The 24452-nt window shown below is 60.6% G+C and carries 25 protein-coding genes; 19 read left to right on the top strand and 6 right to left on the bottom strand.

Features of this window, described 5'->3' with window-relative positions:
• The first annotated feature begins 1 nt into the window (after position 1).
• From OKW43_RS13710 to OKW43_RS13755, 10 genes are all read left to right on the top strand, one after another.
• Positions 2-1510, top strand: a complete 1509-nt coding sequence (locus OKW43_RS13710) for a TniQ family protein (protein ID WP_429447850.1) — start codon at positions 2-4, stop codon at positions 1508-1510.
• A complete protein-coding gene (locus OKW43_RS13715) occupies positions 1510-3213 on the top strand; it encodes a hypothetical protein (RefSeq protein ID WP_429447852.1) in 1704 nt (567 codons plus the stop codon). The genes OKW43_RS13710 and OKW43_RS13715 overlap by 1 nt, the downstream gene beginning before the upstream one ends.
• A gap of 52 nt (positions 3214-3265) precedes the next feature.
• Positions 3266-3880, top strand: a complete 615-nt coding sequence (locus tag OKW43_RS13720; RefSeq protein ID WP_429447854.1) for a hypothetical protein — start codon at positions 3266-3268, stop codon at positions 3878-3880.
• An 83-nt stretch (positions 3881-3963) separates the two neighbouring features.
• Positions 3964-4329 carry a metallophosphoesterase gene (locus OKW43_RS13725; RefSeq protein WP_429447856.1) on the top strand — a complete coding sequence of 122 codons (366 nt, stop codon included), beginning with the start codon at positions 3964-3966 and terminating at the stop codon, positions 4327-4329.
• A gap of 97 nt (positions 4330-4426) precedes the next feature.
• Positions 4427-4681 (top strand): hypothetical protein, encoded by a 255-nt coding sequence (locus OKW43_RS13730; RefSeq protein WP_429447859.1) that lies wholly within the window; start codon positions 4427-4429, stop codon positions 4679-4681.
• A 147-nt stretch (positions 4682-4828) separates the two neighbouring features.
• Complete coding sequence (locus OKW43_RS13735; RefSeq protein WP_429447861.1) at positions 4829-5110, top strand: hypothetical protein; 282 nt, start codon at positions 4829-4831, stop codon at positions 5108-5110.
• A gap of 40 nt (positions 5111-5150) precedes the next feature.
• Complete coding sequence (locus OKW43_RS13740; protein ID WP_429447863.1) at positions 5151-5411, top strand: hypothetical protein; 261 nt, start codon at positions 5151-5153, stop codon at positions 5409-5411.
• Positions 5374-5622: a hypothetical protein gene (locus OKW43_RS13745; RefSeq protein ID WP_429447866.1), complete on the top strand. Its 249-nt coding sequence runs from the start codon at positions 5374-5376 to the stop codon at positions 5620-5622. The genes OKW43_RS13740 and OKW43_RS13745 overlap by 38 nt, the downstream gene beginning before the upstream one ends.
• A gap of 13 nt (positions 5623-5635) precedes the next feature.
• The gene (locus OKW43_RS13750) at positions 5636-6328 is read left to right on the top strand and encodes a hypothetical protein (RefSeq protein ID WP_429447868.1); all 693 of its coding nucleotides are present in this window, start codon (positions 5636-5638) and stop codon (positions 6326-6328) included.
• A gap of 148 nt (positions 6329-6476) precedes the next feature.
• Positions 6477-6923 carry a hypothetical protein gene (locus OKW43_RS13755; protein WP_429447870.1) on the top strand — a complete coding sequence of 149 codons (447 nt, stop codon included), beginning with the start codon at positions 6477-6479 and terminating at the stop codon, positions 6921-6923.
• A 28-nt stretch (positions 6924-6951) separates the two neighbouring features.
• Here OKW43_RS13755 and OKW43_RS13760 read toward each other — a convergent pair whose 3' ends face one another.
• Positions 6952-7482, bottom strand: coding sequence for a hypothetical protein (locus OKW43_RS13760; protein WP_429447872.1), 531 nt, complete (start codon positions 7480-7482; stop codon positions 6952-6954).
• Positions 7483-7738: 256 nt separating this feature from the next.
• On the opposite strand from OKW43_RS13760, the gene OKW43_RS13765 reads away from it, so the two are divergent.
• The 9 genes from OKW43_RS13765 (at position 7739) to OKW43_RS13805 (ending at position 18538) form a co-directional block, all read left to right on the top strand.
• Positions 7739-8083 (top strand): BON domain-containing protein, encoded by a 345-nt coding sequence (locus OKW43_RS13765; RefSeq protein WP_429447875.1) that lies wholly within the window; start codon positions 7739-7741, stop codon positions 8081-8083.
• An 801-nt stretch (positions 8084-8884) separates the two neighbouring features.
• Positions 8885-10315 carry an aldehyde dehydrogenase family protein gene (locus OKW43_RS13770; RefSeq protein WP_429447877.1) on the top strand — a complete coding sequence of 477 codons (1431 nt, stop codon included), beginning with the start codon at positions 8885-8887 and terminating at the stop codon, positions 10313-10315.
• Between the two features lie 158 nt (positions 10316-10473).
• Positions 10474-11559 carry an alanine racemase gene (locus OKW43_RS13775; protein ID WP_429447880.1) on the top strand — a complete coding sequence of 362 codons (1086 nt, stop codon included), beginning with the start codon at positions 10474-10476 and terminating at the stop codon, positions 11557-11559.
• 229 nt (positions 11560-11788) lie between these two features.
• On the top strand, positions 11789-12850 hold the full coding sequence (locus OKW43_RS13780; RefSeq protein ID WP_429354857.1) for a transporter substrate-binding domain-containing protein: 1062 nt from the start codon (positions 11789-11791) through the stop codon (positions 12848-12850).
• Positions 12851-12914: 64 nt separating this feature from the next.
• Complete coding sequence (locus OKW43_RS13785; protein WP_429447882.1) at positions 12915-14210, top strand: ABC transporter permease subunit; 1296 nt, start codon at positions 12915-12917, stop codon at positions 14208-14210.
• Positions 14210-15349 (top strand): amino acid ABC transporter permease, encoded by a 1140-nt coding sequence (locus OKW43_RS13790; protein ID WP_429447884.1) that lies wholly within the window; start codon positions 14210-14212, stop codon positions 15347-15349. The genes OKW43_RS13785 and OKW43_RS13790 overlap by 1 nt, the downstream gene beginning before the upstream one ends.
• Before the next feature lie 71 nt (positions 15350-15420).
• Entirely contained in the window at positions 15421-16179 is a 759-nt protein-coding gene (locus OKW43_RS13795) for an amino acid ABC transporter ATP-binding protein (protein ID WP_429447886.1), read from the top strand.
• A 176-nt stretch (positions 16180-16355) separates the two neighbouring features.
• Complete coding sequence (locus OKW43_RS13800; protein ID WP_187637418.1) at positions 16356-17204, top strand: ureidoglycolate lyase; 849 nt, start codon at positions 16356-16358, stop codon at positions 17202-17204.
• Positions 17205-17485: 281 nt separating this feature from the next.
• A complete protein-coding gene (locus OKW43_RS13805) occupies positions 17486-18538 on the top strand; it encodes a LysR family transcriptional regulator (protein WP_429447889.1) in 1053 nt (350 codons plus the stop codon).
• 52 nt (positions 18539-18590) lie between these two features.
• Here OKW43_RS13805 and OKW43_RS13810 read toward each other — a convergent pair whose 3' ends face one another.
• The 5 genes from OKW43_RS13810 to recD2 form a co-directional block, all read right to left on the bottom strand.
• Positions 18591-19379, bottom strand: a complete 789-nt coding sequence (locus tag OKW43_RS13810; protein ID WP_429451668.1) for an aldolase — start codon at positions 19377-19379, stop codon at positions 18591-18593.
• 216 nt (positions 19380-19595) lie between these two features.
• Positions 19596-20567 (bottom strand): ornithine cyclodeaminase family protein, encoded by a 972-nt coding sequence (locus tag OKW43_RS13815; RefSeq protein ID WP_429447892.1) that lies wholly within the window; start codon positions 20565-20567, stop codon positions 19596-19598.
• Between the two features lie 55 nt (positions 20568-20622).
• The gene (locus tag OKW43_RS13820) at positions 20623-21234 is read right to left on the bottom strand and encodes a hypothetical protein (protein ID WP_429447894.1); all 612 of its coding nucleotides are present in this window, start codon (positions 21232-21234) and stop codon (positions 20623-20625) included.
• A gap of 623 nt (positions 21235-21857) precedes the next feature.
• On the bottom strand, positions 21858-22049 hold the full coding sequence (locus tag OKW43_RS13825; RefSeq protein ID WP_429447896.1) for a hypothetical protein: 192 nt from the start codon (positions 22047-22049) through the stop codon (positions 21858-21860).
• A 52-nt stretch (positions 22050-22101) separates the two neighbouring features.
• The gene (gene recD2 / locus OKW43_RS13830) at positions 22102-24300 is read right to left on the bottom strand and encodes an SF1B family DNA helicase RecD2 (protein ID WP_429447898.1); all 2199 of its coding nucleotides are present in this window, start codon (positions 24298-24300) and stop codon (positions 22102-22104) included.
• Positions 24301-24452 lie beyond the last annotated feature (152 nt).

Consider the following 24452-nt stretch of genomic DNA (forward strand, 5'->3'; position numbering starts at 1 on the left):
TATGAATACCTATCACTTTTCTGGACCGCCACTATGCCGCCCGAAAATGCTCCCGGATGAGTGGGTCGAAACCTATCTTTTTCGCGTTGCAAGAGCAAATGGCATTCGCCGCCCACGATTGAGTGACACAGACCGTATCCGCCCAACGCTACCTATCACCGTTTCGAGCAGGCCTCAGGGCTATCCCATCTGGAGCGATATACCGCTGCCACGGTGGAGCGTGGTCACCCGTGTTAACAAGATCCGGTATTGCCCTGGCTGCATGGCTGAATCCCGACATATTCGTTCGCGCTGGCGTCTCACGGTGTTTGAGGTTTGTACCATCCACAATATCCGGCTGAAAGACGACTTAGCCGAACCGGTGATGACGAGAGGCTATAAAAAGGACGGGAGATACCTTGTTACGGGCGTGACAGATGAGCAGCTGTGGGCGGGTGCAGTGTGCCCAATGCCCAGCGAGCGACGGCACCTCGAACAATTATGGTCGGGTTTCGAACGCTCGATCATTCAGAACGATATTTCGCGCGCTCTCAGGACGCTTGCCTGCATCCTCTTTCTGGAGGCATTGCTCGATGCCATCGCGACCACAATCGAGGATTCCGGATATCAGCAGATCGGCGGTCCCCGCTCGGCCGACATGGCCAAGCTTGTCGAACAATTCGAATATCCCGTGTTGCCGGATCTTGACGGAATTCGCACGTTCCTGGACCAGATCACGTTGGTCAAGCATCGTTACGTTGTGCTGGGACGGCTGCGCCGTATGTTGGCCGATGAAGAGAATAGGCCCACCTGTTTGTCCAATCTGCCGATCCCTGAATTGCGAGCGCGGCTGCTAGATGGTGGTCGTAATTGGCCCTCCCCTCCAACTCGTGGTCTCGTGCATCCGCGCCATTCACAGCCCCAAGGGTATGTGAGCTTCAACAAAGCAGGATCGCTTATTGGATGCACACCTAGCTTCCTTCGGCATATGGTTCAGAACGGGATTTTTCTGGACACCAACGTCGTAAAGCACGGCCGGAAGCGTTTCACCTATATTCCTCTTCAGGCAGTGCAAGCATGCCGTAAATGGTACGCCTCGTTGGCCACGCGCGAGCACGTAATGAATGAGTTGCATATCGATCGAAGAACTTTCGCTACTCTTTTGAGTGCAGGTCAGCTGCGTCCGCTGGAGATTGGTGTCTACACCTTCTTTCAGCGGAGTGACCTGACTGATCTATGTCGACGCCTGGAAGATATATCTCGTCCGTTTCCGATGGAGGCCGCTCAGGTCCATTCCCTGTTCGGCAAATGGATGTTACAGGGCCAGACACGCAAGTCAATATCACTAGAACTCGCGAAAGAAGCATTCGAAGGTAAATTCCCCATCTTCCGGCAACCAGGCAAGCCGGGGTTGTCTGCGTATTTCGTCGATCGGAGCGCGCTCGATCGTGCACATCAACTCGGGAGGATTAACGTAGCAACCCGCCGGCGTCGCACGGAGTCATCTCATCAGCTTTCACTGCTGCCGTGATGGCTCACAAACCGATCCGAAACGCAGACTGGCGCCACCAAGGAACCGCCCTGTTTTCGGAGCGTTTCCTGGTGCGCCCGGCTGCGCGCCCGGACGAAAGCTTTCTTGGCTATCGCCTGCGGGTGGCTCATGCTAACGGGCTATCTAACCCTGGTTGGCTGGTCTACGTCGAAAACAGCCTGCCGAAATCGCACGGGATTGTCCGTTGGTGCCCATATTGTCTCGCCGCTCCCGATGGCTATTGGCGCGAGGATTGGTACACCGGACGGGCGGCGTGCTTTGTTCATCAATGCTGGCTCACGTCTGACTGCTGTGCGTGCCGGCGGACATTGCGCTGGAACCAGGCCCGCTTTGCCACTTGCACGTGTGGAGCAGCATTGCAGGACGTGCGCGTCGACACGTTTTCGGATGACGTCCTCGGGCTGATCGATGGTCGAATCGATTCGACGGCTGGCCGTTTGTCCGTTGGAGAACGCTGGAACCTAGCCCGTTTCCTCGGGGCACTGTCGCTGTTCGGGCTTCAGGGCAAGCCATTGAAGAAGGCCTCCCGTCAAACCGAGAACACCGACCAGCTGCTGGTGACTGTTGGAGCGTCACTGATCGCTGATCAGTCGGCCTGTTTCGAATTGCTGGATCGGCTTCGCGCGCCTCAGGCCGGCGCGAATAACGTCCCCCTGCTGTCGGAGGTTTTCCCGCATTTGCTCTCGATGGTGCGCAAGCAGTTGAATGAGGCCGAACGTCGCTGGATGCTGGACTTGCTGGATGAATACGTTGCGAGTTCATCGCGCCATGGATCTGCGGTGCTCTGGGAAAGGAAAGGCGTCGCCGGGGGGGCGGACAAGGAACTACTGGAACAGCAGAAGACACGAAACCCTGCCATTGCCACCATGCTTGCTCAGACGGGCGTGACTGTACCGGTCAGGCGAACCCGGGGCGGACGGCAGAAGTTCGTGATCAGTCACGCGGACCTGCACGGCCTCCGGAAAACCCAGCGTTCGCTGGTCCTGCTTAAGACAGCGGCCCGATACGCCGGGATGTCCACCAGACGTGTTCAGACGCTGGCGAAGGCCGGCCTGATTGCTTCAACGGAGGCACGGATCGACACACGGTCTGTTGATCGTCTGCTCGGCAATATCGTGGCAGCCTGTGTCCGGGACATACCAGCGTTTGCGGATCCGGTCAGCTTGGCCGACGCCTTGCGTTTGTACGTTCCTGTTGAAGCGTCAGCGGCATTCTTCAACCGGCTCATGAACGGTGCCGTACGCCTTGTCTTCGAGCCGCACAAGGTACCGGCATTGCGGGATATTTACGCCGACCGTGGCGAGGTGATCTCCGCCGCACAGGTGCCGACCGAATTGAGTTCCCGGATATCGATTGTTGAAGCTGCCCATCGGCTCGGCGTCAAGCAGGAAGTGATGTACCACCTGATCAACATAGGTCTGGTCAGGACTCGAACGGGCAAACTGCGGCGCCGGGCAGCGCGAGTCGTCGATGTCGATGATCTGCAAAAATTCACCGAGCAATTTCTGCCGCTGTTCTCGGTGGCGAAGGCGATAGGACTCTCCGCTCGCGAGGCGCCTGGCTGGGCCAGACAGCACGGCGTTGAGATCGTCACAGGACCATCAGTCGACGGCGGACGGCAATACTGGATCCGCAGGCAGGCCAGCGTGGAAATCTCCGGCAGCGAAGGAAGTGACGCATGAAAAATTGGTTTTCGTGGGTCGTGTCAACCCTGTCCTGCAACCAGGAGCGTATATGCGAATCTGGAAATCTCCGCCTGTTGAGTTGCAACCTATTGTCTTCCTGTCTCGCTGGCAAGTCATGGAGACGGACGAGGGCTTCCGCTATTTCATTGGGCACAACATGGAAACCATGAGCGGGCGGACAAGTACCTGTATCGTGAACTTTGACCCGGAGACGCGTCGAGGGGTGACCGGATCCGGGAGAATCTACGAACTGGTCGGGGAAAGCGGCGTCGACACGAAAGCCAACTATCTGTGGGCCGTCACCTGCGCTCAGGCTGGCACGAGTTCGACGGATGTCTCGTCCGATTATGATCAACCGGCAATCGCTTCCCACCGACCTGTCGCGCCTTTCGTAGCCCATCTGTTCTACGAGGGCGGGCTGGGGTGCCTGAGCGCCAAAATCCCGGCGACCGGTCAATCCTTCGAGGTGCGGGATCCGGAGGACCTGGCGGAACTACTGTTTGCCAGAGGCGTGAGAGGTTACTTGCGCCTCCCGCACTTCGACAGGACCGAGAATCGGCCCGAGTTCGTCGACCTTGTGCGCGCGGTGGAGCATCGGCTCAATCAATTGGAGCGGGGCTTGCCTCGTGACGCTGACGGGGCACGCAGCGCAGAATGGTCGTGATGCCCCGGTGACCTGACGCTGTCGAACGCCATGACTTGCTGCCGACCAGTCAGGTCAGCGACCCAACCTTTGATTGTGAAGCCATGAAGCTGCTCGTCCTGTCCGATCTCCACAACGAATTCGAGCCAACCGTAGCTGACGCGGAGGCCGTCGCCCGCGCCGATGTTGTTGTGCTGGCTGGCGACATCGACACGAAGGATCGAAGCGTTGAGTCGGCTCGGGCATTCGTTGACGATCCGGCCAAGCCCATCATCCTGGTGGCCGGGAATCACGAGTTCTACCAAGGGCACTTTGACTACACGCTAGACAAGCTTCGCGAGCGTGCGCACGGCACCAACCTTTATTTCCTGGAGAACGACGTCTTGGTGGGCCGTATGTGTCGTCGGTTCAAGGCGGCGGCAATCACGAAACGCCACAGCAGGGAACTGAGGTGCCGGCGAACGAGGTAGCATTGTTCATTGCTTCGACGTGGAAACGGTGAAAGAGCGCTGCCGTGTCGATGCGGGTATCGCTACACTGGAAAATCACTTCCGCCCCGGGTGAATCATGAGCACGAAGGCTACCCTGTCACACCACGTCAGCACGGCCGGCGAACCCTCCTGGCACTTGTACGAGGAAGTGTTTGAAGAGGGCGTTGTCTATCTGGAACTGCGCGGCGTCAACGTCGAGCTGTCCACGCTGGAAAAGGGTGGCGTTATCGTGACAATTCGCCTTCCCACCGAAACGGCCAGACAGCTTGGCCTGCACACTCAGGTTGAAGCCGAGCGATGGACGCGTGTGTCTAATCAGGACAAACCCTGAGAAGCCCTTTGCCGGTGGCGACACGTCACACCGGCGATACGCATGCCCTTAGGAGATTCGGATGGCTCACGGAAAGAAGCTCGCTGATCGGCTTGGTCGGTGGGATCCGGCTGCACCCTATGCGGGCGAGGCGTGGCACGCGTTATCGTGCAGGGCTACGAAAGCAGCTTTAATGATGTAACCGGCGCGACTCCGCAGCCGATCGTCGTCGATGGTGATCATCGCGAGCGGGATTGCTTGGGGCCGTATGTGCCGGCGCATCAGGGCGGAGGCGGCGATCATGAGTCACCCGCCGAGGTCGACGCTGCAGCTCACGAGCTGGCCGTGCTGATCACGGTCTCGACCGACGATATGCACGAAGCGGTCGGGCAGCACATCAAGGGCGAATGGATCGGCGGCTCGCCCGGCTTCACGGACGAGGCGCTTTAGCGCGCTTGCGGGTCAGGTAAGCGCATCGCCCGGCCTCGACGTGCCGCTCGAGCTGGTTGCGGATGCGAACTGGCCGCGTGCGCGTACCTGCGATCCCGGGCGCCGCGTGCTGGTGGCCACGCTCGACAGTGGCCGGCAGCTCGAAGCGCACGACGCCCCTGAACTGGCCGAGCTCATGCCTGAGGCAGGCGTGCGGGCGGGCGACATGGCCATGCTGCGCCTGCATTACGATGAAGGGAACGGCGTGCCGACCGGCGATCAGATTGCGATTCACCATCGCCTGCCAGCTGTCCGCCCGTGACGAGCGCACCGCGCAGCTGCAGGCGGTGCCCGTGCAGATGCGCGATGGCAGGCCGTATTATGTTCGGCTGCTCGATGTGCCCCAGCCTTGGCAGGACGAGTTTCGGGCCGCGTTGCGCGGCTCGGGCTGCCCCGCGATCGACGGCGAGGGCGAGTGCGCCTGGCCGTGGGACTGGTGCAACTGGCTGCAGGGGCGCTTTCCGCACTATTGAGGGCATACGTGACATGGCAATCAAGGACAAACATCACGCGTTCATCTTCGGCATCGCTGCGGGCGTGCCGTCGCACGAGCTCGCCAGCGAAAAGGTGCTTTACGCAACCGATGCGCCCTACGAGTTTCGCGACCAGCTGCTGCCGCGCTGGCTACTCGCGCACCACGGCTGGACCGATTGGGACTCACCGGCGCGCGTGGTGCGGCGCGATGCGAGAGGCAAGCTCGCCTACACGTGGCAGAGCTGGGAGGCGTTCATTGACTGGATGACGGCCACGCTCGATGCGGCGCTCGTGGACGAGCGACATGCGGGCGCATCGGAAGACGACACCACCGCGACACACCTCGCCGCGCTGCGCGCTGGCATAGCGGCAGCCGAAGCGCCGCTTACCGACGCCACCCGGCCGCACGCGCTCAAGGCCGGGTTGGAGGCGGGGGTGCCTTTTGCTGAGCCGGAATGGGGCTATGTGGTGTATCTGCACGATGTGCCGCTCGAACTATGCCGCGCGCTGCTAGGCTGGCTATCGGCCCGATTTCCATCGGACCCGGATGGATCGACCAATCCCGCCTTCTGGGTGGATGAGGATGGCCAGGTGGCGCTCATGTGGGCCCGCTGGGAGGAGTTCATTTACTGGCTGTGCAAGTTGCTCACTGACGCGCTCGACGGGCTGGAAAACGCGCGTGAACAGACCGAAGAGGGCAACTAGAAGCGCCAGCCTTGGGTCGGGGTTCAGGGTTTCTATCTCATTCGTCGTAGGGCGGATCTATGGGAAGCGCAACGTGCTTTCCACAGGGAAAGCCGCGTCAAGATGGCTGGGATATGCCCTGCGGGGTTTTGATTTCGAGGGGTAGCGCATGCGGCTTTTTGTCGATACCGAATTTACGGATTTCATCGACTGCGATCTGATCAGCGTCGCGCTCGTGGCCAACGACGGCCGCGAGTTCTACGGCGAGCGGTCCGACTTCGATATGCCCAGCTGCAGCGAATTCGTGCGCGCGGCCGTGCTGCCGCAGCTCGGCCAGCATGCGGGCCGCGTGTTCACGCGCGAGGCGCTGCGCGTCGCGCTGCTCGCATGGTTCGACCAGTTCGCCAACGAACCGGAGCGGATGCTGTGCTTCGACTACGGGGGCGACTGGGAGTTGCTGTGCGATCTGCTCGATGGGCCGCCCGCTGGCTGGCAGGCCTGCCAGGTTGGCGAGGTGATCGACTTCGACCGAATGGAAAGCTATTACAGCGCGCATGGCGGCCGGCATCACGCACTGTCCGACGCCCGCGCCAACTGCTACGCAATGGGGGACTAAATGTTACGGGTACCGGCCGCCCGCCGATTCAGGTGACGATCTTGCGAAACAGGCGCAGCACGACCGTCCGGCCCTGGTGCACGAACACGTCGGCGCTGTACTCCTCGCCGTCCAGGTAGTCTTCCACCACCACTCGGGCGGCGTCCTCGTCGAGCACGGTGCGCATGACGCTGCCGGCGTCGGCTTGCACCGCCCGGGCGATCGCCATCGGGTCGAAGCTCCCCGCTTCAGAATGACGCACGATGCCGTAGCCGGAATAAGCCGCATCCAGCGGGGCCAGATAGCGATCGGGATAAGGCGCGGCGACGTCTTCCAGGTAGCCCCGCGGCAGGGCATGTAGCCCGCAGGCGGAGAGGTCGTGCTTTGAGCGGCTGGCGCGCAGCGCGTGCGGCGCAATATTCGCCACGCCGGCCCGGATCGCCCGGCTCACCCAGAATTCATTGAGCGGGACCACGGGCGCGTGAGTGTGAGGAATGTCCTCGCTGCAGGTCACCAGCGCGCGATGCTGCGTCGGAATGTGCCCCAACATTGCCGCATTTTCCAGGAGCACAACGGCCATGCCGGCTTGCCTGAGCGGCGGCTCGTGGCCGAACTGAGCCGTACCACCCGCCTTACCGGCCTGCGACCTCGCGCCACTTCCCGGCCGAACTGAGCCAAAGACTCGCCTCGCAGCATGAACAGAGTTGGCGGAGTCGGCTCGGTCGCAAGTTCGCCACCCTGCACTATCATGGTGGACTCGACGAGGGCGCACATGTGTACCTCGAAGCCAACCCGAACGACGCCCGCTGTTCACGAATCAGGATGTCATAGCCGACATGCGAGACGTGCCACACATCAAAAGCCGGTTGCTGGTGGTCGCGGCATTCGCGCTCCCCGCGTTCGTGTTCATCAACGGCTGCAAGTCGACAGCGACGCAGGCTGTGACCGCGCCGGGGAAGGTCGCCACTGACGACGCTGCGCTCGCCGCCAGGGTGAAGCAGGCGCTCGTCGCAGACCCACGGCTGCGATCCTTGCCGATCAGCGTCGCCACGTATCGAGGCGTCGTGCAGTTGTCAGGATACGTGGATGCAGAGGTACAGATTCAGCAAGCGCTTGCCGTGACGCGCGGCGTGGCGGGGGTGCAATCCGTGAGCAACGATCTACACCTCAGGCCGCAATAACGCGCGCTCGCCGGAAAACAGATGACGGACGAGACAGCGATGCCTGGGCTGCGCGCGACCAGCGGTTCCGTCAAAGGAACAGGTGCATCTGCGCCTTGACGGGCATTCCCCTGCGCTCTATCACGTTCGCCGGTTTCGGGGCCGACCGTGATCGACCCGTTCCTGCCCCTCAGTAAGATTCTCCGAATGTCACCACCGCGCTCAAAAGCGGCCGTTCTCCCCACGCCGTAACTGGGGGCTGGGCGACTCGCGTGCGCTGGGCGATCGCCCTGGCTCCGGCATAGGGAGAGCCGGAGGCCAGGAATAGCCGCCGCATTTTCGTCCACATGCCAGCAATCTGACAGTACCCCGCCGTCCGACCATGCGCCAAAAAAGCGCAAATGGCGGACCATGCCAACCTTCGACATTCAGTGTTGCTCGACAATTCGCTGTGCCCCTATGACGAGACGGATGACGTCATAACTCGTCTTGGGCAGTTTCCAAGGCGAGATATGCCATCACGGCGTGAAGCCCGGCTCCAGGGAAGCATAGTGCGAGGAGCGCTGCGATCGCACTCGTGCACATGCCCAAAAGAACATGCCTGTGGCGCACGACCGTGGATCTTTCGCGTCCCCTCTATTAACTGCCGCATTAATGATGAAGTCGCGTTGGCGTTAACCCTATTGGCATTTTGGCTGGCAATACTTCGTCCCGCCCTATGCGGTTGCGCGCCAGAAGGCGCAGCAAGCACCGGCGAATTTCCAAGGATCGGTCCTGACCTGTCGGCGGCGATCCGTCCACGAATGATCGAGGAGTCAAGCAATGAAGCAGGAAGCGGCCGTCATCAACGGTGAGTCGATTGAGACACGCGACACGGTAGCGGTGCTGGATCCGTCCAGCGGCGAAGTGATCGCCCAGACCCCGGACTGCGGTCCTGCGGAAATCGATCTTGCGGTTAGCGCGGCCCGGCGCGCGTCGCATCCGTGGCGCAAGGTGGCGGTTGCCGAGCGCGCACGCATTCTGCGCCGCATCGCTCAACTGGTCGAACGTGACCGCGATGCACTGGCGGAGCTCGAAGCGCTGCAAACGGGGAAGCCTTTGCGGCAAGCGAAGCGCGATGCTGAAATTACCAGCCGCTACTTTGACTTTTACGCCAGCGCGCTCGAGACACACTATGGGTCGTCCATTCCGTTGAACGCGGATACGATGATCTTTACGCAATGGGAACCGCATGGTGTCACCGCGCACGTGATTCCATGGAATTATCCGATGCAGATCTTCGCGCGCACCATCGCCCCCGCACTGGCGATGGGCAATTGCTGCGTGTTGAAGCCTGCTGAAGAAGCGCCGTTGACCGCGTTGAGACTGGCATTGCTCGCGCTTGAAGCGGGCTTGCCTGCCGGCGCGCTGAACGTAGTGACTGGCTATGGCGAGACGGCCGGTGCAGCGTTGACGAGCCATGGCGACATCGACCATATCTCGTTCACCGGCTCAGTCGAAGTAGGACGCATCATCGCCCACGCCGCGGCCAACCGTGTAATTCCGGCAACGATGGAATTGGGCGGCAAGTCGCCCAATATCGTGTTCGCCGATGCGGACCTCGAACGTGCCGTACCGGGCGTCGTCAACGCCATTCTGCAAAATGCAGGGCAAACCTGCTCAGCCGGTTCGCGGCTGCTGGTTCACGAAAGCGTGCACGACGTGCTGGTGGAGCGCATCCAGCAGGCCTTTGCCAACGTGACGATCGGTCCTGCTCTGACTGACCCCGTTCTTGGGCCGCTCATTTCGCAGACGCAGCGCAGTCGCGTCATGTCGTTCCTCGAGCAGGCGCGCGGCAACGGCGCGAAGATCGTTGCCGGCGGCAACGCGCTGAACGGCGGCGTGTTCGGTAAGGGCTTCTTCCTGCAACCAACATTGATTGACGATGTCGACCCCGCGAGCCCGATGGGCCAGGACGAAGTCTTCGGGCCGGTGCTGGCCGTGACGCGGTTCCGCAACCTCGAGGAAGCGCTCCAACTGGCCAATGGCACCGACTATGGACTGGTTGCTGGCGTGTGGACGCGCGATCTGACCACCGCGCATCGAATGATCCGGGAGGTGTTGGCCGGGCAGGTCTTCGTCAACACGTATGGCGCCTCAGGTGGGGTTGAACTGCCGTTCGGCGGCTTCAAGCGCTCCGGGTACGGACGCGAGAAAGGCGCGGAGGGGCTGCGCAGTTTTGCGCAGATCAAGACCGGCGTGGTCGCGCTGTAAGCAAGTCCAACTCGTCCCAAGGTAGAGGAATTATGTCGAGCATGAGACGTACAACAACAGATCCGAGTGAGCCTGAGTTCCACGGTGAGTCGCGCGCCGCAACGCCTGGGCCAATCGAGTCCCTGTGCACCCCTGCGCTGTTGCTCGACGAGAGCCGCATGATGCGCAACATCGCGCGTCTGCGGGGACGGCTCGCGGAACGCAGCGTCAAGTTGCGCCCGCACCTGAAGACACCGAAGTCGATCGAAGTGGCGCGTCGCGTGATGGATGGTCCGGCCGGACCGGCGACGGTATCGACTCTTCAGGAAGCGGAGCAGTTCGCCGCCGGCGGCGTGCGCGACATTCTCTACGGTGTCGGCGTTGTGCCCAGCAAACTCGACCGCGTGAGTGCACTACGCCGGCAGGGCATCGACCTGTCGGTCGTGGTGGACAACGTCGACGCTGCGCGAGCGGTTGCCGAGCAGTCGCGCCGCACAAATGACCGCATTCCAACGCTGATCGAGATCGACTCGGACGGTCATCGCGCCGGTGTGCGGCCCGATGACACGGTCAATCTTCTGGCAATCGGCAACACGCTGCATGACGGCGGTGCGGAATTGCGTGGCGTCATGACTCATGCGGGCGAATCGTACGCATGCAGGAGCATCGAAGAGATCGTGGCGATTGCCGAACGCGAACGCGCAGCGGCAGTCGGTTGCGCAACAGTGTTGCGCGCTGCGGGGTTGCCAGCCCCCGTCGTCAGTGTGGGGTCGACGCCGACGGCCCATTTCGCGGGCGACCTGACGGGCGTCACGGAGGTGCGTGCGGGTGTGTTCGTGTTTTTCGATCTCGTGATGGCAGGTCTTGATGTGTGCACGGTCGACGACATCGCTGTTAGCGTGCTGGCCACCGTCATCGGTCACCAGGCCGCCAAGGGATGGATTCTCGTCGATGCAGGCTGGATGGCGATGTCGCGCGATCGGGGTACGGCGTCGCAGAGAATCGATCAGAGTTATGGCGTGGTGTGCAGTGTCGACGGCGTGCCCTACCCCGACCTGATCATGGTTCAGGCGAACCAGGAGCAGGGGATCATCGCCGTGCGCAGCGGTAGTGGGGCGTCGCTGCCTCATTTACCCATCGGCTCGCTTGTGCGCATTCTCCCGAATCACGCTTGCGCGACGGCCGCCCAGCACGCCCACTACGAGTTGATTCGAACCGGCTCTCGCGAAATCGCAGCCCAATGGCCACGCTTTCAGGGGTGGTGATAGTTAGCGGCAAGTCCCTCCCCGCTGCTGAGACAACTACACGCCTGCTTTAGGTAAGGTTGTCGAGTAGCGCGAAGCATTGCATGTCAGCCCAGGTTGTCATGCGATCGAGCTTCGAGAATGGAAAGGACTGGGAAGTGAATACGAATGGTTGGTTGCAATCTTGCGTCGCGCCGATATTGCTCGGAATAGGCGGGCCGACGTCATCTTTCCGGGCTGGAGAAATAACATGAAGATTCGCTTTAATGCGGCACGTCTCCTTGCGTGCATGGCGTTGAGCTGCGGTGCGTTGACTTTGGGAATGACCGCTGCACACGCCGATGAAGATCACCTGAGCACGGTGGTCAAACGCGGCACGCTGTTGTGCGGCACGGACAATGCAACGCCGGGCTTCGGCTATCTGAACACGAAGACCGGCAAGATGGAAGGCATGGATGTCGACCTTTGCAGGGCGACCGCTGCCGCCGTGTTAGGTGACCCGAACAAGGTCCAGTTCGTGATCGTCACGGACCGCAGCCGCTTTAACGCGCTTCGCACGGGGCAGGCCGACGTCGTTTTCGCCCACAGTACGGTCACGCCGACGCGCGAGTCGGCAGCGCTCAGCATTTCCTTCCTGCCCACCAATTTTTATGACGGTACCGGTGTTCTGGTCAAGACCGCGCTGAAGGTCAAGCACATCAGCGACCTGAACGGTGCGACATTCTGCACGACGCAGGGTTCGGAAACGGAGCAGATGCTGGCCGGTTACTTCAAGGCTCACAACTGGAAAACGTCAACCAAGGCGCTGACCTATCAGGACACGAACAAACTGTTTGACGCGCTGAATTCCGGACGTTGTGACGCAATGGTGACGGACAAGTCGGCTTTGGCGGGCTGGCGCGGCAACGCGAGCAATCCTGCTGCCTTCCAGATTCTTCCTGAGGCGTTCGACAAATCGCCGCTCGCAGGGTTTGTGTCTGAGGACGACCCTCGCTGGCACGCTGCGTTGACATGGGTGATCTATGCGACCTTCGAAGCCGAAGAGCACGGCATCACCTCGAAGAATTTGCCGACCTTCGTCAAGACGACAGACCCGTACCTGCAAAAATTCTTGGGTGTGAACGGTACGCTCAGCAAGGATTTCGGGCTGCAACCTGAGTTTGTGCAGAAGGTGATCGCGTCGGTCGGCAATTACGGTGAGATCTACGACCGCAATATCGGCCCACGGACACCCTACGCAATTGAACGCAAGGGTTCTCTGAACGCGGCATGGAATGACGGCGGCATGATGTATTCGCCGCCCTGGTACTAAGCAGCGCAAGTCGCACTGAAGCGGGCGGCCGGCAACCTGCCGCCGGCTTCGGCAGAGTCCGGATATGAAACGAGATCAACTGTCCGCCCGCATTGGAAATTTTGACGTCAGTGGAGAAGGAAGAGTGTCGCAATTAAAACTGTCCAGTACGGAAAAAAATCGACCGTTCGGACCTCCTCCTTCACCCGCTTCACGGTCCCAATCGAAGCGGCGGCGCGCGGCACGCACGCGCGCAGCGGCGATCCAGGCGCTGATCCTTGCGGCCATTATTGCGGTCGTGTTGGCCTTCTTCGCGACGGTATGGGGTGGTCTTCAACGCCATGGCATCGGGTTTAGCCTCGACTTTCTCAAGCAGCCTGCAGGCTTCGACATCAGTGAGGGCCTGACCGTAGCGAAAGGTCCGCACGGTCTGTCGCTGGTGCCGTTCAATTCTCAGCAGACCTACGCCCAGGCACTGATTGCGGGTCTTTATAACACCCTCGTAGTCACACTCATCTCGATCGTGCTCGCCACCGTTGTTGGCGTGCTGGTCGGCGTCGGGCGCATGTCGAGGAATTGGGTCGTCAAAAACTGGGCATGGGCGTTTGTCGAACTCATCCGCAATACGCCGCTACTCATCCAGATCATCTTCTGGTATTTCGCTGTGCTGTTGCAACTGCCAAGCCTGTCAGATGCGACGCTGCTGCATGGTGCGTTGATCGCAAGCCGGCAAGGTGTGTTCACTCCGTGGCTGATTGCTACCCCGGCGGCGTCCCGCTACGCGTGGATTGCAGGACTGGCCGTGGCCGTGTTTGCCGTGGGTGTGCTGGTGAGGACGCGAGGCCAGCGTCGCTTAGCCTTCGCGGTGAGTGCCGGGATATTGGCGCTCGGCGTTGCGGTCGCTGGGCGGCCGTTCAGCATCGACATGCCGCAGGCCAGCGCTTTTTCGGTGTCGGGTGGCGCGGGCTTTTCTCCGGAGATGGCCGCCCTGATCATCGGTCTCAGCGTGAACTTCGCCGCGTACGTTGCCGAAGTGGTGCGCGGTTCGGTGCAATCGATCGACCGAGGGCAGTGGGAGGCAGCCGCTGCACTAGGTCTCGGCCATCGTGAATCCCTCTGGGTCGTCGTCTTGCCGCAAGCGGTGCGCGTCATCCTGCCTTCCCTTGGCAACCTGTACGTCACCATCGCGAAGAGCACTTCCTTTGCAATTGCGATCGGTTTTCCCGATATGTTCAGTGTGTACGGGACGGTCGCCAACCAGACCGGACGTGCACTGGAGGGCATCATCATTGTCATGGTCGTCTACATGCTCATCAGCTTGTCCATTAGTGCGATCGCGAACCTGTACAACCGGCGTGTCATGAAGAAAGGAGCTCGGTAATGGCAATGACCATTGGTCGTTGGGCGCGGCACAACCTGTTCTCGACTTCATCCAGTTCGCTGCTCTCGCTGGTGTCGATTCCGCTGACGCTTTATATTGCAGTCCTTGCCGCGCGCTGGGTCTTGTTCATCGCGCATTGGTCGGTCGTGGTGGACAACCTGACCGTATTGCTGGTCGGGACGTTCCCGGCAGACCAGATCTGGCGTGCGCTCGTTACTGGCGCCGGACTGAGCGCGCTATTCGGCATGACGATCGGCCTTGTATTGATAGCGAAGCGCTGGAAGCGCCATGTCCTGAGCGGCGCCGTTCTGGCGGCGGCCGCGGCGGTGACTTTTGGTATTCAACTTCATTGGCTCGCCGGTGTGTTCGGCTGTCTTTCCATCGCGCTGGTCGCATGCGCCGCTACGAGCCGCTGGCCCCAGATCGGCCGCATGATGGGCCTGTTGTGGCTGCTGGGCGTGGGCATCATCTGCGCGTTGCTGGCACCGGCCGGCGTCGACCGATGGGTGGGTGGATTGCTCCTGAGTGTCCTCGTCACGGTGATTGCCACCTTGCTCAGCCTGCCGGTAGGCATCCTGCTCGCGTTCGGCAGAAATAGCCGATTTTCGAGCGTGCGACTGGCGTGTTCGGGGTACATCGAATTGATGCGTTCCGTGCCGCTTGTCTGCACCGTCTACTGGTCATGGATCATTATTCCGCTGGTGTTTCCACCTCAGGTTCATATTCCGGACCTTGCGCGGGGCATCGCGGGTTTCGTGCTCTTCTACGCGGCCTATGCCGCCGAGTATGTTCGCTCTGGTATTCAGAGCGTGCCGCGGGGGCAATCGGAGGCGGCTCAGTCTTTGGGCTTCAGCAAGCGGGACGAGAGTTTCCTCATCGTTCTTCCGCAGGCATTGAAGGCCGTGATTCCCGCGCTCGTGGGGAACGTGCTTGACCTGTTCAACAACGTACCCGCGCTGTTCATTATCGGGCTTACCGATTTTCTGAAGGCAGGACAAACCGTGCTCGCCAATCCGCAGTACAGCGGCTCGCAAGACGAGGTTTATGCCTTTCTGTTCGCTGCTTACCTCGCGATCGGCTCGCTCATATCGTACGGCGCTCGCCGGATTGAACTGAAAATGAGCGAGGGTGCGCGCTAGGCTGCCGCCTCGAACAAGATGGATGGCCAGCTTCTTTGCTGGGTGAAGATATTTTTGACGAAGGAGTGGATATGTCCGCGATTGTCCAAATGCACAAGCTGAACAAATCGTACGGTGCATTTCACGTGTTGAAAGACATAGATCTGCAAGTACAGAGCGGCGAAGTGGTGGTCATTATCGGTGCGAGCGGCTCCGGCAAGTCGACCCTGATTCGTTGCGTCAACGGGCTGGAGAATTTCGGCGATGGCCAACTGATTGTCGATGGAATCGAGCTGGCGCCGTCGGAGGATGTGTTCGGCACTTCAAGGAAGGAACTGGCGGCTATCCGTAAGGAAGTCGGCATGGTCTTCCAGCACTTCAACCTGTTTCCGCACAAGACCGTTCTGGAAAACGTGATGCTCGCACCGATCCGCGTACGCAGATGGCCGCGTGCGCGCGCCGAGACGATTGCCCGCAAGCTGCTCGAGCGCGTTGGACTACGAGACCATGTCAACAAGTACCCATCCCAGCTTTCCGGCGGACAGCAGCAGCGAGTCGCGATTGCGCGTTCGCTGGCGATGGAGCCGCGGGTGATGCTGTTTGACGAGCCGACCTCGGCGCTTGACCCGGAAATGGTAGGCGAGGTGCTTGAAGTGATGCGCGAGCTCGCAAGTTCTGGAATGACGATGATGATCGTTACCCATGAAATGGGCTTCGCGCGCGAGGTGGCGGACAGGGTCATCTACATGGACCACGGCAAGGTGCTTGAACAAGGGGAGCCGGCCGCCATCTTCGACAATCCCATGCATGACCGCACGCGTACGTTCCTGTCACGGGTACTCAAGCATTAATGCCGCGGCGACGCTCGCCGAGCCACGAACCCGTCCAGCCGGCGCACGAATGGGGCAGGACGGAGAGGACAGGCGCCGAGATGAGTTGAGCTGACGCGCGAAGTAGCGTCAGACCGGGCTAAACGGCTGGCCCGAAGAAGCCCGATTTTCAATAGAAAACCTTAGGAAGTCAAACAATGAAACTGCTTCGTTATGGGCCGAAAGGGCATGAAAAACCAGGGTTGCTGGATAGTGACGGCAAGATTCGTGATCTGTCTGCTGTCGTGGACGACATCGCTGGTGACGTGCTAACAGACGCAGGGCTTGCACGGCTGCGCGCCATCGGTCCTGCGTCGTTGCCTGTCGTGCAGGGCGAACCGCGCATCGGAGCATGCGTTGGCAACATCGGCAAGTTTGTCTGTATCGGCCTGAACTACGTCGACCATGCGGCCGAGTCAAATCTGCCGGTTCCTACGGAGCCAATTGTCTTCAACAAGTGGACGAGCGCCGTATGCGGCCCAAATGACGGCATTGAAATCCCGCGCGGCTCCGCGAAGACCGACTGGGAAGCCGAACTCGGCGTCGTCATCGGCAAGTCTTGCAAGTACGTCGACGAAGTAGATGCGCTCGAGTACGTAGCGGGCTATTGCGTGATCAACGATCTGTCGGAGCGCGAGTGGCAGATTGAACGCGGCGGCACGTGGGACAAGGGAAAGGGCTGCGACACATTCGGACCAATCGGCCCCTGGCTCGTGACTCGCGACGAAGTGGCCGATCCGCAGGCACTCGATCTGTGGCTCGAGGTCGACGGGCATCGCTACCAAAACGGCAATACGCGCACGATGGTGTTCAGCGTCGCGAAGCTGGTTTCCTATTTGTCCCAGTGCATGAGCCTGCAGCCGGGTGATGTGATCTCTACCGGTACGCCGCCGGGAGTCGGCATGGGTGTGAAACCGTCGCCAGTGTTTCTGAAGCCGGGGCAGACGATGCGCCTTGGCATTGATGGTCTTGGCGAACAACAGCAGACCACGTACGCGGCCGAATAACACGCTCGCCGCTTGCATTTCGGCGAACAACGCGGCGGCGAGGTTGTTTTCGTGAAGTGGCCGCACCCGAAGTCATATCAGAGGCCGTGCGCCGTTGAGCCGGGACACGGCCTCGCGCGCTCTGCAGTCACTCGCGCGAATGTGTCAGGTGCGGGTCGATGGTCTTGCGGAACTCTCGTGATTGAGGGTCGGCTGGGCTGAGCGGACATCATCGTTGTAAATCAGCAGACGAATTGCGCAGGCGGATCGCAAGGAATCTCTCGTGTCAAACGCAGATAGCAATGGCGGTCAAAAAACCCGCAGACTACCATCCTCGGATTGTTGCGCTCACACTCAAGTCAATGATCTCGACCGAGGACCTGCACTTTTTCATTATGCTTACGAACGCGGCGTCACTCGCTGACGCCGCGCGCAAGCTCGGCGTCACGCCGCCCGCGGTCACGCAGCGACTGCGTCTTCTTGAAGCGCGCTTGGGCATGCGGTTAATCGACCGATCGGGGCGGCGCATGGTGCTCACCGATGAGGGCGAACTGCTTGCGAGCAATGCGCGCCGGATCTGCGATGACATCGGCAATCTGGCGGACACGCTGGCATCGCGACGCGGCTCGGTGGCTGGACATCTGCGGGTGATCGCGCCGCTCGGTTTCGGGCAGCGTTATGTCGCGCCTGCCATTGCTGAATTTCGCACCCTTTATCCGGAAGTCAACGCAAGCCTCATGCTATCCGATCGTCCCGCGAGCATCTCAGACGATATGTGGGACCTAATGGTACATATCGGCGAATTGCGCGATTCGTCGCTTGTCAGCCGGCGCCTTGCACCTAACCGCCGCATCCTGTGCGCCGCGCCCGGCTATCTGGCCCGGCGCGGCGAACTGCGGTATCCGGACGATCTGCGCGCGCATGACTGTATCGCGCTGCGTGAAAACGATGAAGACGTGACGATGTGGCGCTTCACGCCGAAAGATCATGGTGCACCGGCGAACGTCCGTATCGAACCGGTCATGACGAGCAATGATGGTGGCACCGTGCGCGATTGGGCACTGGCCGGACTCGGGATCATTTCACGTTCCGAGTGGGATGTCGCCGAACACCTGAACGCGGGGCGGCTTGTCCCACTGCTCGGTGCATGGACGCAACCGGACGCGGATATCGTCGCGCTGATCAGTTCGCGGCATGGGCGCTCGCTGCGCGCAACTCGTTTTCTTGAGCTTCTCCATGCCTCGGTGTTGCAACAGCCTTGGCTCCCGCGAAATGGCAGCGAGCATCCCGAGCGCGGCAAGTGTGCAAAGGACCCGCGTGCCGATGGCTCGGGCGCTCGCGCGACTGCCGTCTGACGGGATGTGACCGCAACGGTATGCCGTCACTCTCCAAACACCATGACTCAGGTTAGTCCCGGTAGTCAGGTTCCAGCTTATCGAGCCTGCGTTTGATGCTCTCAAGATGTAGCTGACTGGCTTCCTCGGCGCCGGACTCCATTTGTTCGAAGGTCAATCGCGCGACCTGTGGATCGACCGGTTTCAGAGGCACGCCCGTTGACAGCGCGAGGCGTTCCACTTCGCAAACCCGTTCGAGATAGTAGAGGTCGTCCCAGGCTTGCGCGATGCTTCGGGCAGCGACCATGACGCCATGATTTTTCAAAAAGATCACGTTCGCGCTCCCGAGTGCGGCTGCGATGCGTTCGCCTTCACGGTTGTCCAACGCGAGGCCGCCGAAACGCTCCTCCACCGCGAGCCGGCCGTAAAACCTCAGTGATGTCTGACCCGCCCATCGCAACGGCGGCCCTTCGAGCATCGACAGGGCGGTTGCGTTCGGCATGTGCGTATGAAAGCATGCAACGGCATGTGGATGGTGCAGATGCACCTGCCCATGAATATGAAAAGCCGTGCTTTCGGGCTCCCCTTTTCCAGCGAGAACCTCACCGTCAAAATTGCAGATCAGCAGGCTGGAAGCGGTGATTTCATCGAATGCGTAACCGAGCGGGTTGACCAGAAAGAGCCTCGGGTGTCCCGGCACGAGCGCGGAGAAGTGGTTGCAAATGCCTTCATGAAGGCCGAGCCGCGCGGCCATGCGAAAGCACGCAGCGAGATCGAGACGCGCCTGCTGGATGGCAGGAGATTTCAATTCATCAGACGTCTGGCGTGAATTTGAACCTATCGTGGAATGTGTGGAAGTCACGTCATCCATATTCTTTACCCGGGCGTCTCTTAGTTGCGAGGTGTGCAATTGAGTCGCAGGGCAGGCTCAACGACATTGCGCAAGCGTTCGACGTACCGCTCCTTTGGAAAGTTGAGTGTGGCCGCCTAACCGTATTGTCCATCGACGAACTAATCGGCCTGATCGGTGCTGGACTTGGGCTGACGGCCTGTGCTTGTGGTCTATGACCCAATGATATTACCAGGGCCACGCCAACGACGTTGCCGTGCTTGTTTCGCAGGCGCGCTGATGAAGCAGGCGTGCCACCGTCAGGTCTTGCAGGGCAATACCCGTCATGTCGAACAGCGTGATGTCGTCCGGCTGCCGGTTTGTCTGGACCCGGCCGGTGATCACATCGCCGATCTCGATAGATACGGTGCCCGGCGCCCATTGAGTCTCGCCGATTTCTCGCGCCTGGGTCCGGTCGTCGACGAAAACGCGACTGCGCATCAGCAAGCCTTCGGGAAGTTCACGTTTGCCTTTGGTGTCGGCACCGACGCAGTTGAGGTGAGTCCCGGGTCGAACCGCCGCCGCGTTGAAGAGCGGCCCGAAGCCTGGAGTCGCGGTGATCACCACATCGCTTTCGGCAACTGCGGCGTTATGGTCGGTCGCATGCGACACTTCGCAGTGTCCGGTGAAATGCGCTTCAAACGAAGCATCGCGCTGAGCGTCCACGGTGACATAGCGAATGGAGGAAAGCTGCTTTAGCACACGCAGCGCGAATGTGACCTGAACTCGCGCCTGTACGCCCGTGCCAAAAACGCACAGGCGGGTGCTGTCCGCACGCGCGAAGAGTGTCAATCCCAAAGCACCTGCCGCACCCGTGCGCATGGTCGTGATTGCGTTGCCGTCGATCACGCATACAGGCCGGCCGGTCTTGGGATCGATCAACATGATGGTGGCCTGGTGCGGTTCGCCGCCCACGCCGCGGTTTGCCGGCCAGAAACCCGCAGCCTTAAAGCCGAGCAGGCCTTGCGACTGTACGTCGCCCGATTTGATTCCAAATACGCCACCCGTCACGAGCGCCTCCCTGACAACAGGAAAGACACGCCCTTCGCCCGCGCTGTGCAGAGCAAACGCCTCCCGTACCGCTTCGACGACATCGTCAGGCTTTAACAACGCCTCGACTTGGTGTTTGTCGAGAAGAATCAGCTTGACATCATTTCGCATCGTATTAAACCTCTGTTTGTGAATAGTTCAATCCTGCGAGCGTTTCGCACGTGCGCTAACCAGCGTGTGCCAGCCGGAGAGTCAGAGCGCGGCCGGGCTCAAGGAGTACTGCGCCGGGGCGCGGCTGCTGGCGGGCCGCCGCGCGGTTGGCGCGGTCCGCGAATACTACTGTGGTTGCCGAGACGCACATCAGCGCGGCAACACCGAGCATCGGAACGCGATCGGGGCCGGTAAGGCTGTGCAGCCAGCCCGTTGCGTAAGGTCCGAGGATGCCGGCCAGCGTGCCGATGATATTGACAAGGCCGATGCCGGGCGCAGCCGCCGCGTTGTTCAGATAGCGAGGCGGCAACTGCCAGAACGATGCATGTGGGTATAGACGCCAACCGCCCCAGAGGATGAAAGCGGCCATCACCTCATAACGCGACGAAAGATCCAGCGCAGCGGCGAACAACAAGCCGCCCAACGCCGTGGGAATTGCGACGTGCCAGGCGCTGAACGAGGAACGTCGGGCATATTGTCCCCACAACAGAAACATCACTGCCGATACCGCAAATGGAACTGCGGTGATCAGCCGGACGTGGACACTGAATACTTCCCAGCGAACACGGGGCGCAACTCGGTTCGACTTGATCGCGAAACCAAGAGTGCCGATGCGCAGACTTTTCATCAAGTACTCGTTCCTGGGTCACTCTCAATGGCATCGGACGCGTATCTGCCCAACGGAGTATCGACGGGTAGTGGCGTTACTTTCTGCGGCTCGGCGGGAGACTGCCGACGTGCGTGACGGCAGGTGTGTTCGCCTGCCGTTTGAAAAGTATTAGTTGCCAAAAAGCCGTTGGGGTTAAGGCAGTCTGACTGATTAGTTAACTTATGGATTAATGACGTCTCGCAAGCGAGTAGCCGGTCCGGCGTACGTCGCAGGGCAACCTGATGGGCATCCAGGAGCATCGTCAGGACCAGCGCGGCTTGCTCTGCTACCACACGTCAATGCGCCTGTGTCGGACTTGCCGGTCAGGCGCATCGTCGCTCCGTTCACTTCATTGCCGACCTGACACTGCCTTACGGACGAGTGCTGCACGACTACAACCGATAACATGCATTGCCGTTTCGTCGATCTCTGTAGTGTGGATGGCCGGTATGGGTCCGGCGAGCAGCCATTCGCCGTCACGACGCGAATGACCCATCATGGCCGTTTGCTGCCCCACGGCCTGACGTGCGCCGACACACGACAGGAAGCAAGAAACTCGACGCCGCCACGCTCCCCGACTGGACGTTCGCCGCATGTCTTCGTCAGAGAATCCGGAGATACCGGATTTTCCCGATCTGGGAAGAGCGCTTCAGGATCAGGTCGGTGATGTATTCAGGCAGGAGCGCGCGCGGCACATTAGCCGGAATATCCTCAACGAGCTGCGATGGCACGTGGACGATAAATTCGTCCGGCGCATTCTTCAGGCTGTGTTCGTAGCTGACACGATAATCCATAACTGTCCTGACCTTGGAGGGTGATCCTTCTGTGCCGGATATTATCAGCACGCTACTCTGATATGCCGCGTAACCATTCCGCAAGCTTCGAGTAGCGGCGTTCCGTTTGCTTGCCCTTGACTGCCATCGCCAGTGCACGCTTTTGCCCGACGAGCACAACAAGGCGCTTGCCGCGCGTAATGCCGGTGTAGATCAGGTTCCGCTTGAGCATCATGTAGTGCTGCGTCGAGACCGGAATCACCACAACCGGGTACTCCGATCCCTGGGATTTGTGAATCGTCGTCGCGTAACAGAGCACCAGCTCGTCGAGTTCGCCGAATGCGTAGGTGACGATGTGCTCATCAAAGGTTGCGGTGAGCTCCTGCTCTTCAGCGTCGATGTCGGTCACAAATCCAATGTCGCCGTTATAGACGTCCTTGTCGTAGTTGTTCTCGATCTGCATCACCTTGTCAGCGACGCTGAAGCGATAGCCAAACTTCTCGATACTCTGTTCGCCCGGCGGGTTCAGCGCCTCCTGCAACAGCTGGTTGATACCGCGAGCGCCGGTGAGACTCCGGTTCATTGGGCACAGCACCTGAATGTCGCGCACCGGATCGAGCTGGAATTTTCGCGGTAGCCGGGTCTTGACCAGACCAACGACTGTTTTAGCGATCGCCTCGGGTTCTTCCGCCGGCACGAAATAGAAGTCCGACTTTTCGCCTTTCGCCGGCAGGGACGGGAACAGCCCCTGATTGATCTGGTGAGCGCTTCGGACAATGCGTGATGTCGCCGCCTGACGAAAAACCTCCGTCAATCGCACGACCGCCACCGAGCCCGATTCGATCAAGTCATTGAGAACCTGTCCGGGGCCAACGGAAGGCAGCTGATCCACGTCCCCGACGAAGATCACTACCGTCTCGCCTGCCACCGCTTTGAGCAACTGGTTCGCCAGCGGCACGTCGACCATCGAGCACTCGTCGATCACTAACAGATCGCATTCAAGTGGCGATTCTTCGTTGCGTTTGAACTGCCCGTTAGCGGGATTGACTTCAAGCAGCCGGTGGATCGTCTTCGCCTCAAGTCCGGTCGACTCCGACAAACGCTTGGCCGCGCGCCCGGTTGGCGCACACAGCAGCGCCTTGACCTGCTTGGCGCGCAGGATCGTCAGGATCGAATTGACCAGTGTGGTCTTCCCAACGCCTGGGCCGCCGGTGATAACCAGCAGCTTTGACGAGAGCGCCAGGCCGATCGCCTGCTTCTGGCTTTCCGCGAGCTCGATCGAGAGTTTTTGCTCGACCCATGGGATTGCCCGCGCGGCGTCCATCGAACCCCACGACGGCGAGCCCGTTCGAAGGCGAAGGATCTGCGAGACAATCGAGCGTTCCGCGTTATAAAGCGGCGCGAGAAATACGCTGGGCACGTCATAAAGCATGTCGGCGACGACCACGCCCTCGGACAGTTCTGCGTCGATCGCCGTCTCAATGATGGCTTCTGGAATGTCGAGTAGCTTGACTGCCAGCGACACGAGATGCGTCCGGGGCAGACCGCAATGCCCCTCTCCGGCGGCCTCCGACAGCGCGTAGGACACCCCGGCTCGCGCCCGAATCGGCGCGTCGCGCGCGATACCAATTTTCTGGGCAATGGTATCGGCCGTCAGGAAGCCGATGCCACGGATGTCCTGTGCCAGCCGGTAAGGATTTTCGCTGACGACGGCAATCGCGTCCTGACCGTAGGTCTTGAAAATGCGCACCGCCCGCGACGTGGACACCCCGTTGCCATGCAGGAACACCATGATTTCGCGGATGATCTTCTGGTCGGCCCAGCCGGAGGTAATCTTTTTCGCGCGAATCTCGCCGATGCCGCCAACTTCGCGCAGGCGTGCGGGCGTTTGTTCAATCACGTCGAACACGGCGGCACCGAACGCCTTGACGAGCCGGCTGGCGTACACCGGACCGATACCCTTGACCATCCCGGAGCCGAGGTAGCGCTCGATGCCAGTCAGCGTGTTCGGCGGCGAAATCTTGACGAAGACCGCCTTGAATTGCCGGCCGTGCTCGCGATCGGTCACCCACGTGCCCGACGCTGAGGCGTACTCTCCTGGCGACACGGTGGGGGCATGTCCGATCAGTGTGATGAGATCACGCTCGCCCTTGACCTTCAGGCGTAAGACGCAAAATCCATTATCGGCGTTGTGGAACGTGACGCGCTCAACCAGTCCCGCGAGGCGCTCAGGCTCGGGCTTGGGAACGACGTTGGGTGGGCTTGCTGACATGAATGAGGTGCGGCTTGTTGTATCGCTACTGAAACGCTGACAGGACTGGCATCCTATCGTGTTACTGTCGCTTCATGACCGTTCCCGACCACCGCGGCCGGCCCGGGTAGTGTCGTCCGCTGCCCATCGCGACCGCCTTAGTTAGGCCAGGA

Source organism: Paraburkholderia sp. WC7.3g, from assembly GCF_050436345.1.
Taxonomy (GTDB): domain Bacteria; phylum Pseudomonadota; class Gammaproteobacteria; order Burkholderiales; family Burkholderiaceae; genus Paraburkholderia; species Paraburkholderia podalyriae.

Bases quoted from the DNA above. Each gene is read 5' to 3' on its own strand.
- OKW43_RS13730 (WP_429447859.1), top strand. From the start codon at position 4,427: ATGAGCACGAAGGCTACCCTGTCACACCACGTCAGCACGGCCGGCGAA.
- OKW43_RS13795 (WP_429447886.1), top strand. From the start codon at position 15,421: ATGTCCGCGATTGTCCAAATGCACAAGCTGAACAAATCGTACGGTGCA.
- OKW43_RS13805 (WP_429447889.1), top strand. From the start codon at position 17,486: ATGGCGGTCAAAAAACCCGCAGACTACCATCCTCGGATTGTTGCGCTC.
- OKW43_RS13815 (WP_429447892.1), bottom strand. From the start codon at position 20,567: ATGCGAAATGATGTCAAGCTGATTCTTCTCGACAAACACCAAGTCGAG.
- recD2 (WP_429447898.1), bottom strand. From the start codon at position 24,300: ATGTCAGCAAGCCCACCCAACGTCGTTCCCAAGCCCGAGCCTGAGCGC.
- OKW43_RS13750 (WP_429447868.1), top strand. From the start codon at position 5,636: ATGGCAATCAAGGACAAACATCACGCGTTCATCTTCGGCATCGCTGCG.
- OKW43_RS13775 (WP_429447880.1), top strand. From the start codon at position 10,474: ATGATGCGCAACATCGCGCGTCTGCGGGGACGGCTCGCGGAACGCAGC.
- OKW43_RS13770 (WP_429447877.1), top strand. From the start codon at position 8,885: ATGAAGCAGGAAGCGGCCGTCATCAACGGTGAGTCGATTGAGACACGC.
- OKW43_RS13715 (WP_429447852.1), top strand. From the start codon at position 1,510: ATGGCTCACAAACCGATCCGAAACGCAGACTGGCGCCACCAAGGAACC.
- OKW43_RS13725 (WP_429447856.1), top strand. From the start codon at position 3,964: ATGAAGCTGCTCGTCCTGTCCGATCTCCACAACGAATTCGAGCCAACC.
- OKW43_RS13800 (WP_187637418.1), top strand. From the start codon at position 16,356: ATGAAACTGCTTCGTTATGGGCCGAAAGGGCATGAAAAACCAGGGTTG.
- OKW43_RS13780 (WP_429354857.1), top strand. From the start codon at position 11,789: ATGAAGATTCGCTTTAATGCGGCACGTCTCCTTGCGTGCATGGCGTTG.
- OKW43_RS13765 (WP_429447875.1), top strand. From the start codon at position 7,739: ATGCGAGACGTGCCACACATCAAAAGCCGGTTGCTGGTGGTCGCGGCA.
- OKW43_RS13825 (WP_429447896.1), bottom strand. From the start codon at position 22,049: ATGGATTATCGTGTCAGCTACGAACACAGCCTGAAGAATGCGCCGGAC.
- OKW43_RS13720 (WP_429447854.1), top strand. From the start codon at position 3,266: ATGCGAATCTGGAAATCTCCGCCTGTTGAGTTGCAACCTATTGTCTTC.
- OKW43_RS13710 (WP_429447850.1), top strand. From the start codon at position 2: ATGAATACCTATCACTTTTCTGGACCGCCACTATGCCGCCCGAAAATG.
- OKW43_RS13820 (WP_429447894.1), bottom strand. From the start codon at position 21,234: ATGAAAAGTCTGCGCATCGGCACTCTTGGTTTCGCGATCAAGTCGAAC.
- OKW43_RS13760 (WP_429447872.1), bottom strand. From the start codon at position 7,482: ATGGCCGTTGTGCTCCTGGAAAATGCGGCAATGTTGGGGCACATTCCG.
- OKW43_RS13755 (WP_429447870.1), top strand. From the start codon at position 6,477: ATGCGGCTTTTTGTCGATACCGAATTTACGGATTTCATCGACTGCGAT.
- OKW43_RS13790 (WP_429447884.1), top strand. From the start codon at position 14,210: ATGGCAATGACCATTGGTCGTTGGGCGCGGCACAACCTGTTCTCGACT.
- OKW43_RS13785 (WP_429447882.1), top strand. From the start codon at position 12,915: ATGAAACGAGATCAACTGTCCGCCCGCATTGGAAATTTTGACGTCAGT.